This window comes from Streptomyces sp. SolWspMP-5a-2 (assembly GCF_900091845.1).
Lineage (GTDB): Bacteria > Actinomycetota > Actinomycetes > Streptomycetales > Streptomycetaceae > Streptomyces > Streptomyces doudnae.
The window spans coordinates 1-14,125 of sequence record NZ_FMCI01000309.1; the positions used below are offsets into that span (position 1 = coordinate 1).

15 protein-coding genes are annotated in these 14,125 nt (G+C 74.3%); 7 read left to right on the forward strand and 8 right to left on the reverse strand.

All coding sequences use genetic code 11. The features are described from left to right. Positions 1 to 84 precede the first annotated feature (84 nt). Positions 85 to 1,740, forward strand: coding sequence for a KR domain-containing protein (locus tag GA0115242_RS30330; RefSeq protein WP_256089793.1), 1,656 nt, complete (start codon positions 85 to 87; stop codon positions 1,738 to 1,740). 100 nt (positions 1,741 to 1,840) lie between these two features. After that, positions 1,841 to 2,719: a TauD/TfdA dioxygenase family protein gene (locus GA0115242_RS30335; protein WP_093834123.1), complete on the forward strand. Its 879-nt coding sequence runs from the start codon at positions 1,841 to 1,843 to the stop codon at positions 2,717 to 2,719. Positions 2,720 to 2,797: 78 nt separating this feature from the next. Here the strand turns inward: GA0115242_RS30335 and GA0115242_RS30340 are convergent, their stop codons facing one another. The 4 genes from GA0115242_RS30340 to GA0115242_RS30355 all read right to left on the reverse strand — a co-directional run bounded on the left by GA0115242_RS30340 (position 2,798) and on the right by GA0115242_RS30355 (position 6,868). Further along, complete coding sequence (locus GA0115242_RS30340) at positions 2,798 to 3,823, reverse strand: iron-siderophore ABC transporter substrate-binding protein (protein ID WP_093834125.1); 1,026 nt, start codon at positions 3,821 to 3,823, stop codon at positions 2,798 to 2,800. A gap of 24 nt (positions 3,824 to 3,847) precedes the next feature. After that, positions 3,848 to 4,660, reverse strand: a complete 813-nt coding sequence (locus GA0115242_RS30345) for an ABC transporter ATP-binding protein (RefSeq protein WP_093834127.1) — start codon at positions 4,658 to 4,660, stop codon at positions 3,848 to 3,850. A gap of 88 nt (positions 4,661 to 4,748) precedes the next feature. Then, positions 4,749 to 5,819: a FecCD family ABC transporter permease gene (locus GA0115242_RS30350; protein ID WP_093834129.1), complete on the reverse strand. Its 1,071-nt coding sequence runs from the start codon at positions 5,817 to 5,819 to the stop codon at positions 4,749 to 4,751. Further along, positions 5,816 to 6,868: a FecCD family ABC transporter permease gene (locus GA0115242_RS30355; RefSeq protein ID WP_370672332.1), complete on the reverse strand. Its 1,053-nt coding sequence runs from the start codon at positions 6,866 to 6,868 to the stop codon at positions 5,816 to 5,818. Before GA0115242_RS30355 ends, GA0115242_RS30350 begins: the two co-directional genes overlap by 4 nt. Before the next feature lie 91 nt (positions 6,869 to 6,959). On the opposite strand from GA0115242_RS30355, the gene GA0115242_RS30360 reads away from it, so the two are divergent. Next, the gene (locus GA0115242_RS30360; RefSeq protein ID WP_093834133.1) at positions 6,960 to 7,511 is read left to right on the forward strand and encodes an MSMEG_1061 family FMN-dependent PPOX-type flavoprotein; all 552 of its coding nucleotides are present in this window, start codon (positions 6,960 to 6,962) and stop codon (positions 7,509 to 7,511) included. A gap of 24 nt (positions 7,512 to 7,535) precedes the next feature. Here GA0115242_RS30360 and GA0115242_RS30365 read toward each other — a convergent pair whose 3' ends face one another. Then, a complete protein-coding gene (locus GA0115242_RS30365; protein WP_093834135.1) occupies positions 7,536 to 7,967 on the reverse strand; it encodes a universal stress protein in 432 nt (143 codons plus the stop codon). A gap of 436 nt (positions 7,968 to 8,403) precedes the next feature. Here GA0115242_RS30365 and GA0115242_RS30370 point away from each other — a divergent pair, with 436 nt between their 5' ends. Next, positions 8,404 to 8,838 (forward strand): OsmC family protein, encoded by a 435-nt coding sequence (locus tag GA0115242_RS30370; protein WP_093834137.1) that lies wholly within the window; start codon positions 8,404 to 8,406, stop codon positions 8,836 to 8,838. An 8-nt stretch (positions 8,839 to 8,846) separates the two neighbouring features. Here GA0115242_RS30370 and GA0115242_RS30375 read toward each other — a convergent pair whose 3' ends face one another. Continuing rightward, complete coding sequence (locus GA0115242_RS30375) at positions 8,847 to 9,665, reverse strand: siderophore-interacting protein (protein ID WP_161353373.1); 819 nt, start codon at positions 9,663 to 9,665, stop codon at positions 8,847 to 8,849. A 218-nt stretch (positions 9,666 to 9,883) separates the two neighbouring features. After that, complete coding sequence (locus GA0115242_RS30380) at positions 9,884 to 10,570, reverse strand: DUF2848 domain-containing protein (RefSeq protein WP_093834139.1); 687 nt, start codon at positions 10,568 to 10,570, stop codon at positions 9,884 to 9,886. Positions 10,571 to 10,709: 139 nt separating this feature from the next. Between GA0115242_RS30380 and GA0115242_RS30385 the strand changes: the two genes are divergently transcribed. From GA0115242_RS30385 to GA0115242_RS30395, 3 genes are read left to right on the forward strand one after another with little or no spacing between them, the layout of a single operon-like run. Beyond that, entirely contained in the window at positions 10,710 to 12,080 is a 1,371-nt protein-coding gene (locus GA0115242_RS30385) for an MFS transporter (protein WP_093834141.1), read from the forward strand. Between the two features lie 26 nt (positions 12,081 to 12,106). Continuing rightward, positions 12,107 to 12,898, forward strand: coding sequence for a carbon-nitrogen hydrolase family protein (locus GA0115242_RS30390; RefSeq protein WP_093834143.1), 792 nt, complete (start codon positions 12,107 to 12,109; stop codon positions 12,896 to 12,898). Next, on the forward strand, positions 12,895 to 13,242 hold the full coding sequence (locus GA0115242_RS30395; protein ID WP_093834145.1) for a cupin domain-containing protein: 348 nt from the start codon (positions 12,895 to 12,897) through the stop codon (positions 13,240 to 13,242). Before GA0115242_RS30390 ends, GA0115242_RS30395 begins: the two co-directional genes overlap by 4 nt. A gap of 54 nt (positions 13,243 to 13,296) precedes the next feature. On the opposite strand, the gene GA0115242_RS30400 is transcribed toward GA0115242_RS30395, so the two are convergent. Continuing rightward, positions 13,297 to 13,923 carry a GntR family transcriptional regulator gene (locus GA0115242_RS30400; RefSeq protein WP_093834147.1) on the reverse strand — a complete coding sequence of 209 codons (627 nt, stop codon included), beginning with the start codon at positions 13,921 to 13,923 and terminating at the stop codon, positions 13,297 to 13,299. Positions 13,924 to 14,125 lie beyond the last annotated feature (202 nt).

The following is a 14,125-nucleotide window of genomic DNA, read 5'->3' on the forward strand; positions in this document are numbered from 1 at the left end:
CCCCGGCACCCATCTGGTCCTCGGCGGCACCGGCGGGATCGGCGCCACCCTCGCCGCCCGCCTGCTGGAGCACCCGGCAACCGGGTGGTGCTGGTCGCCCGCGGCACCGGCCTGCCGGACGCGCTGCGGCCCGCCGCCGACCGCGTCACGCTGGTCGCCGCCGACCTCGCCACCGAGGAACCGCGGGCGATCGCCGAACGGCTCGCCCCGCACCTCGACGACCTCGCCGGGATCGTGCACGCGGCGGGCGCCGCCGCGGGCGGGCTCCTCGCCCGCCGCGACCCGGCCACCGCCCGCCGCGCCACCGCGGCCAAGCTGCGCGGCGCCCTCCTCGTCGAACTCCTCATCGCCGAGCACGACCCCGACCACGCGGTGTCCTGCTCGTCCATGGCCGCCCGGTTCGGCGGCGCCGGACAGTTCGACTACACGGCGGCCAACGCCTGCCTGGACGCCTTCGCCCACTACGCGCCGCCCGGCGGCGGCGACGCCACGGTCCGGATGAGCGTCGGGTGGGACATCTGGCGGGGCGTCGGCATGGCCGAGCACGCGCTGCGCTCCGACGCCCGCCACCAGCGCCACCTCGCGGTCGGCATCACCGCCGGGGAGGGCGCCGACGTCTTCGACCGGGCCCTGCACCTCCAACTCCCGTCCCTGCTGGTCAACACCACCGACCTGGACGCCGCCCGGACCTTCTACGAGGGCCCGCCCGTCGCGCCCCAGGCCGTCCGGGACACCCCCGCCCAGGACCCGTCGGCCGAGGTCACCGAGGTGCTGCTCGACCTCCTCGGCGTCACCGCCGTCGACCCGGAGGCCCCGCTCTACGACCTCGGCGCCGACTCGCTGACCCTGCTGGAGCTGCTCGACGAGGTGAAGCGCCGTTTCGGCACCGACATCGACCTCTCCCGGCTCAGCCACCGGGTCAGCCTCGCCGAGATCCTCGGCCACCTCGGCGCCGCAGGGGAGACCGGACAGGCCGCCGACGTGGAGGTGTGGCAGCGCGGCCGGGGCCAGGACGTGCTCTGCCTGGTGCACCCGGTCGGCGGCGACATCCAGGCCTACCGCCCGCTGGTCGCGGCCCTGCCCGACGACCTCACCGTCTGCCTGATCGCCGACCCCGCGCTGCGCGACCCCGACCTGCCCGCCCGGTCCCTGACCGAGCGCGCCGGACACTATCTGGCCGCCGTGCGCGCCGCGTTCCCCGCCCCCGGACACCGACTGCGGCTCGCGGGCTGGTCGTTCGGGGCCTGGACGGCGCTGTCGATGGCCGCGCACGCCGAGGCGCAAGGCGCCCCGGCCGACACCGTGCACCTCATCGACCCGCCGCCCCCGCACGCGGGCCGCCGCCTCGCCGCCTACGACGAGGACCAGATCGACGCCGTCTTCGCCCGGGAGCTGTCCGGCAACGGGGGCGGTCTGCCGGAGTCGGGCCGGGCCTACGCCGAGCGCCTCGCGCGGTGCTGCCGGGCCAACCTCGCCGCCATGGCCGACCACCGGCTGCCCCGGCTCGCCGCCACCCCGGCCACCGTCTGGCTCGCCGCGCGCCCGGTCGAGGAGGGGCTCCTCGCCCCCGACCCGACCGAGCCCGGCGCCTGGGACGCGCACCTCGCGCACCTGCGCGGCGCGCACCGGCTCGACGCCGACCACTACGAGATCGTCGCCCCACCGCACGTCGCGGAGATCGCCGACGCGCTCGCCGCGCCCCCGCCGCCCGCCCCGCCGCGTCCTGCCGGGCGGCCCTGAGCGGGCACCCGCGGGGACCGGCACCGCACACCCGACAGCCCAGGCCCGGCACCGGCCGGCCGACCGCCCCACCCACCCCATCCAGCGCACGGAGGTCCTCATGGAGGAGTACGCCCTCAAGGCCGTCGAACAGCTCACCACCCGCCCGGTCGAGCCCTACGACACCTTCACCCTCAGCCCGATCACCCCGCTGCTCGGCGCCGAGATCAGCGGTCTCGACCTGTCCCGGGAGCTGACGCCCCAGCAGGAGAAGGAACTCACCCACGCCTTCCACGCCCACCACGTGCTGGTCTTCCGCGACCAGGACCTCACGCCCGAGCAGCACAAGCGGTTCGCGGGCGTCTTCGGCGCCCTGCACCCGGTCGCCCTGCCGGTCGAGGGCTCCGACCCGTACATCCTGGACATCAAGGCGGGCAAGGAGTCGCGCCAGGTCGCGGGCAACGGCTGGCACTCCGACGGCACCGCCGACGCCGAGCCGTCCCTCGGCTCGATGCTCTACATCACCACGATGCCGGAGGGCGACAGCGGCGGCGACACCCTCTTCGCCAACATGCACCTCGCCTACGAGCTGCTCTCGCCCGCGCTGCGGGGCTTCCTGGAGACCCTGACCGCCGTCCACGACGGGGCGCTGCCGTGGACCGCCGCGGGCCAGACCCCGCCGCCCGAGTACGACGTGCCGCGCACCGAGCACCCGGTCGTGGTGCGCCATCCGGAGAACGGCCGCAAGCTGCTGTTCGTCAACGCCCCCTACACCTCGCACATCCCGCAGCTCTCCAGGACCGAGAGCGACACCCTGCTCGACCTGCTGCACACGCACGTGGCGCGCACCCCGCTGCTGCACTGCCGGGTCCGCTGGCAGGAGCGCACCCTGGTCTTCTGGGACAACCGCAGCGTCCAGCACCACGCGGTCTGGGACTACTTCCCGCTCACCCGGGAGGGCCGCCGGGTGGCGATCGACGGCTCCGCCCTGCGCGCCTGAGCGGCGCGGGCCGTCCGGAGCACGGCCGGGGGCCGTCGCCCGCGCCCCACGGGCGGCGGACGACGGCCCCCGGGGCGGTCACTTGAGGGCGTCGGCGAACAGCGGGACGACGTGGTCCACCGCGTAGGACACCGAGAGCACGGAGTTGGTGGCGAACGCGCGGCTGATGACGCTGTCGCCCTCGAAGACCACGGAGTGCCCGGCCTTCACCGCGGGCAGCGACGTGAACAGCGGGTCCGAGGAGATCTTCGCGGCATCGACGCCGATGGGCGCCATCACGACCAGGTCCGCGTCCAGCATCTGCAGGTTCTCCTCCGAGACGCTGACGGAGAACGAGGCGCCCGCCTTGGCGTCGACCTTCGGGTTGTTGCGGAAGCCCAGCGCCTGCACGAAGTTGACCCGGTCCGTGCCCTGCACGTAGGCGCCCCAGCCGCTGGAGGTGCGGGAGCCGACGGTGACCGTCTTGTCCTTGAACTCGGGGTGCGCCTTCGCCGCCGCCGCGGACTTCGCCTCGGTCGCGGTGATCAGCTTGCGGCCCTCGTCGGCGAGGCCCAGCGCCTGGGAGACCATCGTGGTCTGCTTCTGCCAGGAGATCTTGTACTGGTCGCTGCCCTTCGGGACCCCGATGGTCGGCGCTATCTTGCTGAGCGTGTCGTACCGCGTCCGGTCGCCGCTGGACTTGACGTCCAGGATCAGATCGGGCTTCAGCGCCGCGATCTTCTCGAACTCGGGCTCCAGGGTGCCGATCTTCTGCGGGCTCTTGTCGTAACGCCCCTTGGCCCAGGGGCCCGTGCCGTCGCCGCCGAAGGCGAGCCAGTCGCTCTGGCCGACCGGCTGCACGCCGAGCGCGAGCGCCGTCTCGGCGTCGCCCCAGCCCAGCGCGACGACCCGCTGCGGGCGCGAACTCACGGTGACGGTACCGAACTTGGTGGCGACCTTGGCGGGGAAGGCGCCCGCGTCGGCGGGGGAGGCGGAGGAGGCGGGGGCGGAGTCGTCCGCGGAGGAGCCGCACGCGGTCGCGGTGCCCAGCAGGGCGAGGAGCAGGGCTCCGGTCAGCGCGCGCACGCTGCGGCGGCCGCGCCGGACGGGGGAGAGCAGTGACATGCCGGCTCTTTCTGTGTGCGCCCGTCAGACGGGCGTGGTGGTGATGTGATGACGGCCGAGCGGGACGACCATCGGGGTCCCGGACGCCGGGTCGGGGACGATCGCCGAGCGCAGCCCGAAGACCTCCTCGACGAGGGACTCGGTGACGATGTCGCCGGGGACGCCCTCGGCGACGATCCGGCCCGCCTTCATGGCGACCAGGTGATCGGCGTACCGGCAGGCGAGGTTGAGGTCGTGCAGGACCAGGGCGAGGGTCACGCCCCGGTCGCGGTTGAGGTCGGTCAGCAGGTCGAGGACGTCGAGCTGGTGGCTGATGTCGAGGTAGGTGGTGGGCTCGTCCAGGAGCAGCACGTCCGTCTCCTGGGCCAGCGCCATGGCGATCCAGACGCGCTGGCGCTGCCCGCCGGAGAGTTCGTCGACGGACCGGTCGGCGAGGTCCAGGACGTCCGTGGCGAGCAGGGCGGCGGCCACCGCCTCGTCGTCGGCGGCCGTCCACCGGCGGAACCAGCCCTGGTGCGGGTAGCGGCCCCGGCCGACCAGGTCGGCGACCGAGATGGCGTCCGGCGCCACCGGCGACTGCGGCAGCACGCCGAGCGTGGCCGCCACCTGTTTCGTCGGGGTCCGCTGGATGTCGTGGCCGTCGAGCAGCACGGCGCCCCCGGACGGCGCGAGCAGCCGCGCCATCGCCCGCAACAGGGTCGACTTCCCGCAGGCGTTGGGGCCGACGACGACGGTGATCCGGCCGGGCGGCAGCTCCAGGTCCAGCCGGGAGACGACCTCGCGTTCCCCGTAGCCCAGGCTCAACTCGCTGGCCCGGAGCGTGTGGGCTGCGGTCATCGTCGTCTCCTCGCGGATGCGGATCTGTCATGGGGTGCGGTCGGGCGCGCGGACGCGGTGCGCGGGGCGGGGCGGTCGGCCGGCACCGTCAACCGCCCGTGCCGACGCGGTTGGCGCGGGCCAGCAGCCACAGCAGGTACGGCGCCCCGACCACGCTGGTGACGATGCCGACCGGCAACTGGGTCTGCGGCAGCAGGTGTTGGCCCAGCAGGTCGGCCGGAGCCGTCAGCGCCGCACCGGCCAGCGCGGCGGGCAGCAGCGCCGCGCCGTGGCCCGGCAGCAGCCGCCGGGCGACGGGCGGCGCGACGAACGCCACGAAGCCGACCGGCCCCGCGGCGGCCGTCGCCACCCCGGCGAGCGCCGTGGCACAGGCCAGCAGGGCGAGCCGGTCGCGTTCGACGCGGGCACCGAGCCCGGCGGCGGTCCCGTCGCCCAGTTGCAGCGCGGGCATCGTCCGGGAGGCCGCGAAGGTGAGCGGCACCAGGACGGACGAGGCCAGCAGCAGCGGCCAGAAGTGCGGCCAGGAACGGGCGTTGAGGCTCCCGGCCAGCCAGACGAACGCGCTCTGCGCCTCGGTGACCTCGGAGCGGGTCATCAGGTAGGAGACGACGCTGGACAGCCCCGCGCCCACCCCCACGCCGATCAGCACCAGACGGTGCCCGTTGACGCCCCGGCGCCAGGCCAGCAGGTAGACGGCGGCCCCGGCGGCCAGCGCGCCCGTGAGCGCGGCCCCGGACAGCGCGAGGCCGCTGACGCCGTACACCAGCGACGCCACGACGGCGGTCACGGCGGCGCCCGAGCTGACGCCGATGACGTCCGGGCTGGCCAGCGGGTTGCGCAGCAGGGCCTGGAACAGCGCGCCTGACAGCCCCAGGCAGAACCCGACGAGCAGCGCCAACAGGGCGCGAGGCAGCCGCAGTTCGACGACGACGAAGCGGGTCCCGGCGTCGCCGCCGCCCAGCAGCGTGGACCAGACGTCGGCCACCGGGACGGCGAGGTCGCCGGTGCACAGGGCCAGCGTGAACGCGGCGAGCACCACCAGGAGCAGGCCCGCGCAGACCGAGGCGAACCGGGCCCGCCGCAGCAGGCGCAGTCTGCCCAGCCGGGCGGCGGCCTCGGGCACGGCGGGGGACCCGGCGACCAGGCCGGTGCCCTTCACAGCGCGCCCCGGGCGGAGCGGCGGACCAGGAGGACGAAGGGCACGCAGCCCAGGGCCGCCGTCACCACGCCCACCTGCACCTCGCCCGGCGGGGCGATCACCCGGCCGACGACGTCCGCGAGCAGCAGCAGGAGCGGCGCGAGAAGGGCGCTGTAGGGCAGCAGCCAGCGGTGGTCGGGGCCGGTCAGCAGCCGGGCGGCGTGCGGGACGGCGAGCCCGACGAAGCCGAGCGGTCCCGCCACGGCGGTCGCGGCACCGCAGAGCAGCACCACGCAGAGCGCGGCGCAGAGCCGGGTGGCGCCCAGCCGCTGGCCGAGGCCGCGCGCCACGTCGTCGCCCAGCGCGAGTCCGTTGAGCCGGGGGCCCAGGGCGTGCGCGAGGACGGCGCCGACGACGACGAACGGCAGCGCCTGCCGCAGGACATCGATGTCACGTCCGTTGAGGGCGCCCACCTGCCAGAACCGGAACTGGTCGAAGGTGCGGCTGTCGGTCAGCAGCATCGCGCTGGTGACGGAGGAGAGCACGGCGGTGGTGGCGGCCCCCGCGAGGGCCAGCTTCACCGGGGTCGCGCCCTCCCGGCCCAGGCTGCCGACGCCGTAGACCAGCACGGCGGCCAGGCAGGCGCCGAGGAAGCCGAACCAGATGTACTGGGCGGGCTCGGTGAGGGACAGCACGCTGATGGCGAAGACCACGAAGACGGCCGCGCCCGCGTTGACGCCGAGCAGTCCCGGGTCGGCCAGCGGGTTGCGGGTCAGGCCCTGGATCACGGCGCCCGCGAGCCCGAGCGCGGCCCCGGCCAGCAGCCCGGCCAGGGTGCGGGGCAACCGCACCTGGTGGACGACCAGTTGGCCGCGCACCGCCCGGTCGGGGGTGAACACGCCGTGCACCACGTCGTGCAGGGAGACCTGCCCGGACCCGACGACGAGGCTGAGCGCCGACGCCGCGCAGAGCAGGACGGCGAGGAGCGCGAGGCCCGCGCCGAGTGTGGCTGTCGCCGGTCGGCGCGCACGGCCGCCGGTTCTCGGCGCCGCGTCCGTCGTGGTGCTCACCTGGACCCCTGTTCTGATTAGGCAAGCCAAACCTAACATCAGATAAAGTGTGCAGGGCAACCAGTGGTCGGAAACTACCCCAGGGGTCGGCTTGTCCCGGACGATCGAAGCGCAGACCAGCACCGGCGGCGGATACGCCGAACTGACCTCGCGCGAGGAACTGCGCGAACTGCTGGGCGGAGCGCCGCATCCGGTCGTGGTCGAGAAGGTGCACGACCGCCTCGGCGACGACGACCTGGACGTGCTCGCCCGCGCGCCGTTCTGCCTGCTGGCGACCTCCGACAGCCGGGGCAACTGCGACGTCTCGCCGCGCGGCGACGGGCCCGGCTTCACCCATGTCGTCGACGCGTCGACGATCGCCCTGCCCGACCGGCCGGGCAACCGGCGCGGCGACAGCTTCCACAACATCCTGGACAACCCGCACGCCGGGCTGCTCTACCTCATCCCGGGCAGCAAGGACGTCCTGCGGATCAACGGCCGGGTCCGCATCCTGACCGACGCGCCGTTCTTCGACGCCATGGCCGAGAAGGGCAGGCGTCCTGCGCTCGCGCTGCTCCTGGAGATCGAGGAGATCTACCGGCACTGCCCGCAGTCGCTGCGCCGCGCGGGGATCTGGGACCCCGCCTCCTGGGGCGGGCGCTGAGGCCCGGCCCAGGGGAGGACGGGCTCAGTCCTGCGCGGGGTCCTTGGGCGCCAGCAGGACCGCGGCCGAGCTGGCGTGCGCGACGGCGTCGCTGACCCGCGGGTTGAACAGCGCCTCGACGGTCCCGCGCTGATGCGGGCTCAGCACGATGAGGTCGGCGCCGAACTCCTCGGCCGCCTCGGCGATCGTCGTGGCGACCTGCGTGGTGAGGCCGCTGGCGAGAGCGCCGTCGACCTTCACGCCCTGCCCGTGCAGCGCGGCCACGGCCTCGTCCAGGAGCGCCTTCGCCTCGGCGTCGTCCTCCAGCGGGACGACGGTGGCGAGCGCGGCGGCGGACGCGATGACGTGCAGGACCCGGACCTCGGCGCCCGCCAGCCGGGCCAGCTCGCCGGTCAGGCGGACGGCGGAGTGACGGGCGGGGCTGGGGTCGACGGCGACCAGGATGCGCTGGAACATGGACTCTTCCTTCGTTGTCACTGCGTGCGCGCACGCGACGCCGGCATCCGGCGTCGTAGGGGCCAACACCCCGGACGGCGGTGGCCTTCCCGCTCCCGGTGTCGTGATCGTCTCACCCGGCGGCCGACATGATCGCCCCGGACGGGGGCAGAGACCCTGGCCGGGACCGCGCGCGGGACAGGCGGCCCTGTGCCGTCTCCACCGGGTCCGGTCGTCAGGCCGGACGGCGCCGGGCGGCCGGGACGGCGCGGACATGACCTAGTGCCCTGACCGGAGAGGTTCACCGGCTCGCGATGCCCGGCACGGCACCTCGCCGCGTTGTCGCGTCACCCGAGTACATCCAGTACGCGGGCGACGCTCCGCCTTGCGATGCACCGCACCGGACACCGCGAGCCTTGCGGCGAACCTCTCCGGTCACGGCACTAGGGTCCTGGACATGACCGACAACTCCTCGCGCTCCGTCCGTGTCGAGCGCACCAGGACCGGCCACTTCGTGGCGACCAACGCGCGCGGCGGCACCGTCGAGTTCGGCACGGCCGCCGACGGCGACACCGCGTTCACGCCCGTGGAGCTGCTCCTCGCCGCGCTCGGCGGCTGCAGCGCGGTGGACGTGGACGTGGCGACCTCCCGCCACGCCGAGCCGTCCCGCTTCACCGTCACGGTGGACGGCACCAAGATCGACGACGAGCTGGGCCAGCGGCTCACCGACCTGGCCGTGACCTTCCACGTCGCCTTCCCGGACGGCGAGGGGGCCGAGCGGGCGCGGGCGATCCTGCCCCGCGCGGTGCGGACCTCGCACGACCGCCTCTGCACGGTCAGCCGCACGGTGGAGGTCGGGACGCCGGTGACCACTACGGTTGCGGAGGACTGAGCCCGCCGTCACGCGGCCTGGCGCAGCTCGTGCTTCCAGAAACCGGAGAAGAAGATTCGTTCCTTCGGAAGCCCGGACCGGCGCAGATGACGGCGCCCCTCGGTGGCGAGGGTCGACTCGCCGACGACGAAGGCGTACCCGTCGGTGTCGGCGGGCGTGTGCCGCAGCAGTTCGTCGAGCGCGGCGGCGCCCGGCACGGACGCGCTGTCCTCGCGGACGATCCAGGTGACGCTGACCCCGGCGGGCGCCACCAGCGGGCGCCGGTCGGCCGCGTGCGGGACCTCCTGGATGAGGCGGCCCACGGTGTGCGGCGGCAGTGAGCGCAGGATGCCGGTGGCGGCGGGCAGGCCCGTCTCGTCGGCCACGACGAGGACCTCGGAGGCGTCGGGCGGGCAGTCGAACAGGACGCCCTGGTCGAGCAGGGCGAGGGCGTCACCGGGCCGCGCGGAGCAGGCCCAGATCGCGGCGCCGCCCTCCAGCTCGCCCGAGGGGCCCCGGTGCACGACGAAGTCGATGTCCATCTCCGCGCTCGCGGGGCGGAAGTCGGCCACCGTGTAGTTCGCGCAGTGCGGGCGTTCCTCCTCGGGGATCGCCAGGTACGGCTGCCACCACCGGGTGCCGTCGACCACCGGCAGCCGCAGCGTCCGCTGGTGCGGGAGCTGGAAGAACAGCCGGAACCAGTGGTCGTATCCCAGCCACGGGAACTCGGCGAGTTCGGGGCCCGTGACGGTCACGCGGTGCATGGAGGGGGAGACGCGCTCGGTACGCACGACCTCGGCGCGGAACATCCTGGGGTGCTGGGGCATCAGCCTGTGGATCTTCGCCATGCAAGGAAGGTTAGCCTAAGTTTAGTGCTGTCTCCGCATTTTTGGTGAGGTAAACCTAAGTTGGCTTCCGGATCCCGCACCCGGGGCCGGTCCGGAGGCGGTCCGGAGGCGGGTCGGAGTGGTCCGGAGGCGGGGCCGGAAGGTGTGCGCTCCGTCCGGCCGGGGCGGGGGAGGGGCGGCCCCGTGGTGCGTCCTCCCCCTCCGCGCGCGGCCCGCCGTCAGCCGATCGGTTCCGGCATCGGCCGTACGTCGTAGGCGAGTTCGATGGTGTCGCCGGTGACCGGGTCGCCCAGCCGCACGCGCCAGCCGTCGGCGAACTGGTCCACGCCGTGCGCCATCGGGATCGTCCCGGAGATCAGCACCGTGCCCGGCACCAGCTCGCCGCGCTCGCGCAGCACCTCGACCCAGTAGGCGGGGGTGAGCAGCTCGGCGCAGGTGCCGTGCTGGATCCGGGTCTCGGTGCCGCCGTGCGAGACCCAGGCGCTCAGGGTCAGCTCGTCGATCCGGGACTCGACGTCCGCGAGCCGCCAGGCCCGGCGGGCCAGGACGTCCGGGCCCGCGTTCTTGCTCCAGGCCACGCCGTGCACCTCCAGGTCGCGGTCGGTGTGGTCGCACGCGGCCGTCAGCAGCAGCTCGCCGCCGTCCGCCACCACCAGCGCCCACTCCGCCTCGCCCGAGGTCCGCCCGTGCTGGGCCGCGACCCGCCCGGTCTGCTGGGCGAGGTAGGGGGAGACGGGGTAGAGGGCGGGCGTCACGGACGGGCCGGGCACCCCCAGCTCGGCCAGTTCCGCGACGTGCGCGGCGACGTCGTCCTGGCTGCGGCCGGCGTACCCGGCGTTCAGCACCTGCACCACGTCGACCTCGCGGGTCGAGCCGTCGGGCAGTTCGAAGGTCAGCACGGCCATGGAGGGCACTCCCAAGGATCGGATCCGGATCGGCGGACCGGGATTTCTCCCGGCCACTTCCTGCGCGGGGCTTGCGCATACGACCTGTATACAAGAAGTATGCCGGAAGGTCGATGTATCCGACGCAAGGATGGGCACCATGCACGACACCCCAGCGGAGCTTCCGAAAGCGCCCGAGACGCGCTCCGGAGTCCGCCGCGCCTTCGCCGCGAGCCTCACCGGCACGGCTCTGGAGTGGTACGACTTCGCCGTCTACTCGGCCGCCGCCGCCCTGGTCTTCGGCGACCAGTTCTTCCCCTCCGAGGACCCCCTCACCGGCACCCTCCTCGCCTTCTCGACCTACGCCGTCGGCTACGTCTCCCGCCCGCTCGGCGGCTTCGTCTTCGGCCGCCTCGGCGACGTGATCGGCCGCAAGAAGGTGCTGATCACCACCCTGGTCCTGATCGGCGCCGCCACCTTCCTGATCGGTGTGCTGCCCGGCTACGCCACCCTCGGCCCGGTCGCGCCGATCGCCCTGGTGCTGCTGCGGTTCGCGCAGGGCGTCGGCGTGGGCGGCGAGTGGGGCGGAGCCGTCCTGCTCTCCAGCGAGTTCGGCGACCCGCGCCGCCGGGGCTTCTACGCCTCGGCCGCCCAGGTCGGCCCGCCCGCGGGCAACCTCATGGCCAACGGCGTGCTCGCGGTGCTCGGCGCGACCCTCACCGAGGCCCAGTTCGAGTCCTGGGGATGGCGGGTGGCGTTCCTGCTCTCCGGCGTCCTCGTAGGCTTCGGACTGTGGATCAGGGCGAAACTGGAGGAGACGCCGGTCTTCAAGGCCATGGAGGCCGAGAAGTCCCGGCCCGAGGCGCCGATCCGCGAGGTCTTCACCACCCAGCCGCGCGCCCTGACCGCCGCGATCCTCAGCCGCGTCGGACCCGACGTGCTCTACGCGATGTTCACCGTCTTCGTCCTCACCTACGCCACCGACCACCTCGGCATGTCCCGCGGCTCGGCCCTCACCGCCGTCCTCATCGGCTCCTCCCTCCAGGTCTTCCTGATCCCGCTGGCCGGTGCCGTCTCCGACCGGATCGACCGCCGCCTGCTGTACGGCTGTGCCGCCGTCGCCGCCGGGGTGTGGCCGTTCCTGTTCTTCCCGATGGTGGGCGGCGGGGGATGGCTCACGCTGGCCGCGGGCGTCATCGTCGGCCTCGCCATCCACTCCTTCCTCTACGGGCCGCAGGCCGCGTTCATCGCGGAACAGTTCTCGCCCCGGCTGCGCTACACCGGCTCCTCGCTGGCGTACACGCTGGCCGGGATCATCGGCGGCGCGATCGCCCCGCTGCTGTTCACGGCGCTGCTCAGCGCCTACGACAGCTGGGTGCCGCTCGCCGTCTACATCGCGGTGACCGCCGCGGTCACGCTCACCGGCGTCCGGCTCGGCCGGGGCGCGGGCGCGGCCGTCGAGGAGGACACCGCGCTCGCCGAGGGCGCGGCCCGCGCCCGCTCCGACGACGACGCGACCTCCGCCCACTGACCCCACCGTCCCGAGGAGTGACCCCCGTGCGCATCGCCCTGAGCCAGCTCACCACCGGACCCGACCCCGAGAAGAACCTCGGGCTCATCGGCGAGTGGACCCGCCGCGCCGCCGACGACGGCGCCCGCGTGGTCGTCTTCCCCGAGGCGGCCATGGCCTGCTTCGGCACCCGCCTGGCCCCGCTCGCCGAACCCCTCGACGGCCGCTGGGCCGACGGCGTGCGCGAGATCGCCGCCGCCACCGGCACCGTCGTCGTCGCGGGCATGTTCACCCCGGCGCCCGAGGGCCGCGTCACCAACACGCTGCTGGCGACCGGGCCCGGCGTCGAGGCGTCCTACGACAAGATCCACCTCTACGACGCCTTCGGCTTCCGGGAGTCCGCGACCGTCGAACCCGGCTCCCGGATCGTCACCGTCGACGTGGACGGCGTCCGGCTCGCCCTCGCCACCTGCTACGACGTCCGCTTCCCCGAGCTGTTCCGGGCCCACGCGGACGCCGGTGCCGTCGCCACGCTGCTCGCCGCGTCCTGGGGCGCGGGACCCGGCAAGCTCGACCAGTGGGAGCTGCTGGTGCGCGCCCGCGCCCTGGACGCCACCCTCTGGGTCGCCGCCGTCGACCAGGCCGAGCCCGAGGGACCGGCGGGCACCGCGCCCACCGGCATCGGCCACAGCCTGGTCGTGGGACCCGACGGCACGGTCCGCGAGCGCGCGCGGGCCCGTCCCGAGCTGCTCCTCGCCGAGCTGGACGCCGACGAGGTCGCCTCGGTCCGCGAGCGCACCTCGGTGCTCGCCAACCGCCGCCCGGAGCTGTGGCGATGAGCAAGCCCGAGCTGGAGTTCCACGTCCCGGACGGCCCCTGGACGGCCACCGGACCCGGCGTCGAGGAACGCGTCCTCGCCGAGGACCCGGCCGCGGGCACCAGGACCGCGCTGGTCCGCTGGGCGCCGGGCACCGACACCTCGCCGCAGGGCGTCGCCCGGCACGCCTTCTGGGAGGAGGTGTACCTGGTCGCGGGCGCCCTGCACGACCTGACGCTGGACACCGTGTTCACCGCGGGCATGTACGCCTGCCGCCCGCCCGGCATGCCGCACGGCCCGTGGCGCGCCGAACAGGGCGTCACCATGCTGGTGTTCACCTACGGCGACGGCGACGGAGCGGGCTGAGCCCCGCGGCCGGCGGGCCGGGTCCCGCGCCCGCCGGCCGTGCGGTCCGGCCGTCTAACCCGCCAGCAGGACCTTCAGGGTCGACTCCAGATGCCCGTCGATCGCGGCGCAGGCCGCCCCCGCGTCGCCCGCCACCAGCGCGTCCAGGATGGCGCCGTGCTCGTGCAGGACGGCGTCCTGGCGGCCCTGCCGGTTGAAGAGGGCCACCACCCCGGCCCTGACCTGACGGCTGCGCAGCCCTTCGTAGTGGCGGTCGAGCAGCGTGTTGCCGACCGCCGACACCAGCGTCGAGTGGAAGAGGTGGTCGACGGCGATGAACTCCCGTGCCTGGTCGGGCCCGGTGAGTTCGGCCTGCCGGTCGAGCAGCGCGCGCAGCTCCGCCACCGGGATGCGGTCGCCGGACACCAACTGCTCGGCCGCGTACCGCTCGACGATCCCGCGCAGCTCCATCAGCTCGGTGATCTCCCGGCCGGTCAGCGGCGCGACCCGGGCGCCCCGCTTGGGCACCAGCTCCACCAGGCCCTCGGCGGCGAGCAGCAGCAGCGCCTCGCGGATCGGGGTGCGCGAGACGCCGATCCGGTCGGCGATCTCCTGCTCGGACAGGAACGCCCCCTGCATCCCGGGGTCCGTCAGCACCGTGTCCTTGAGGTACGCGTAGGCCTTCTCCCGACCGGACAGCACCGCAACCCCCTGAGATCGCATACACCTTGTATACGGAAGCTACCACGCGGCGGCGCGGGCCACCCCCGAGCTGCGGCACGGGGTCGCAGGCAACCGCAATGAGCCGGTAAAGCCCGCTGGTCAAGTCCCTCTCCCGCGTCGATGAGCGACGCTTTTCGGCCTTTCCCGCGCGGCGCGCGCACAGAGCCCTGCCGACCGCTTT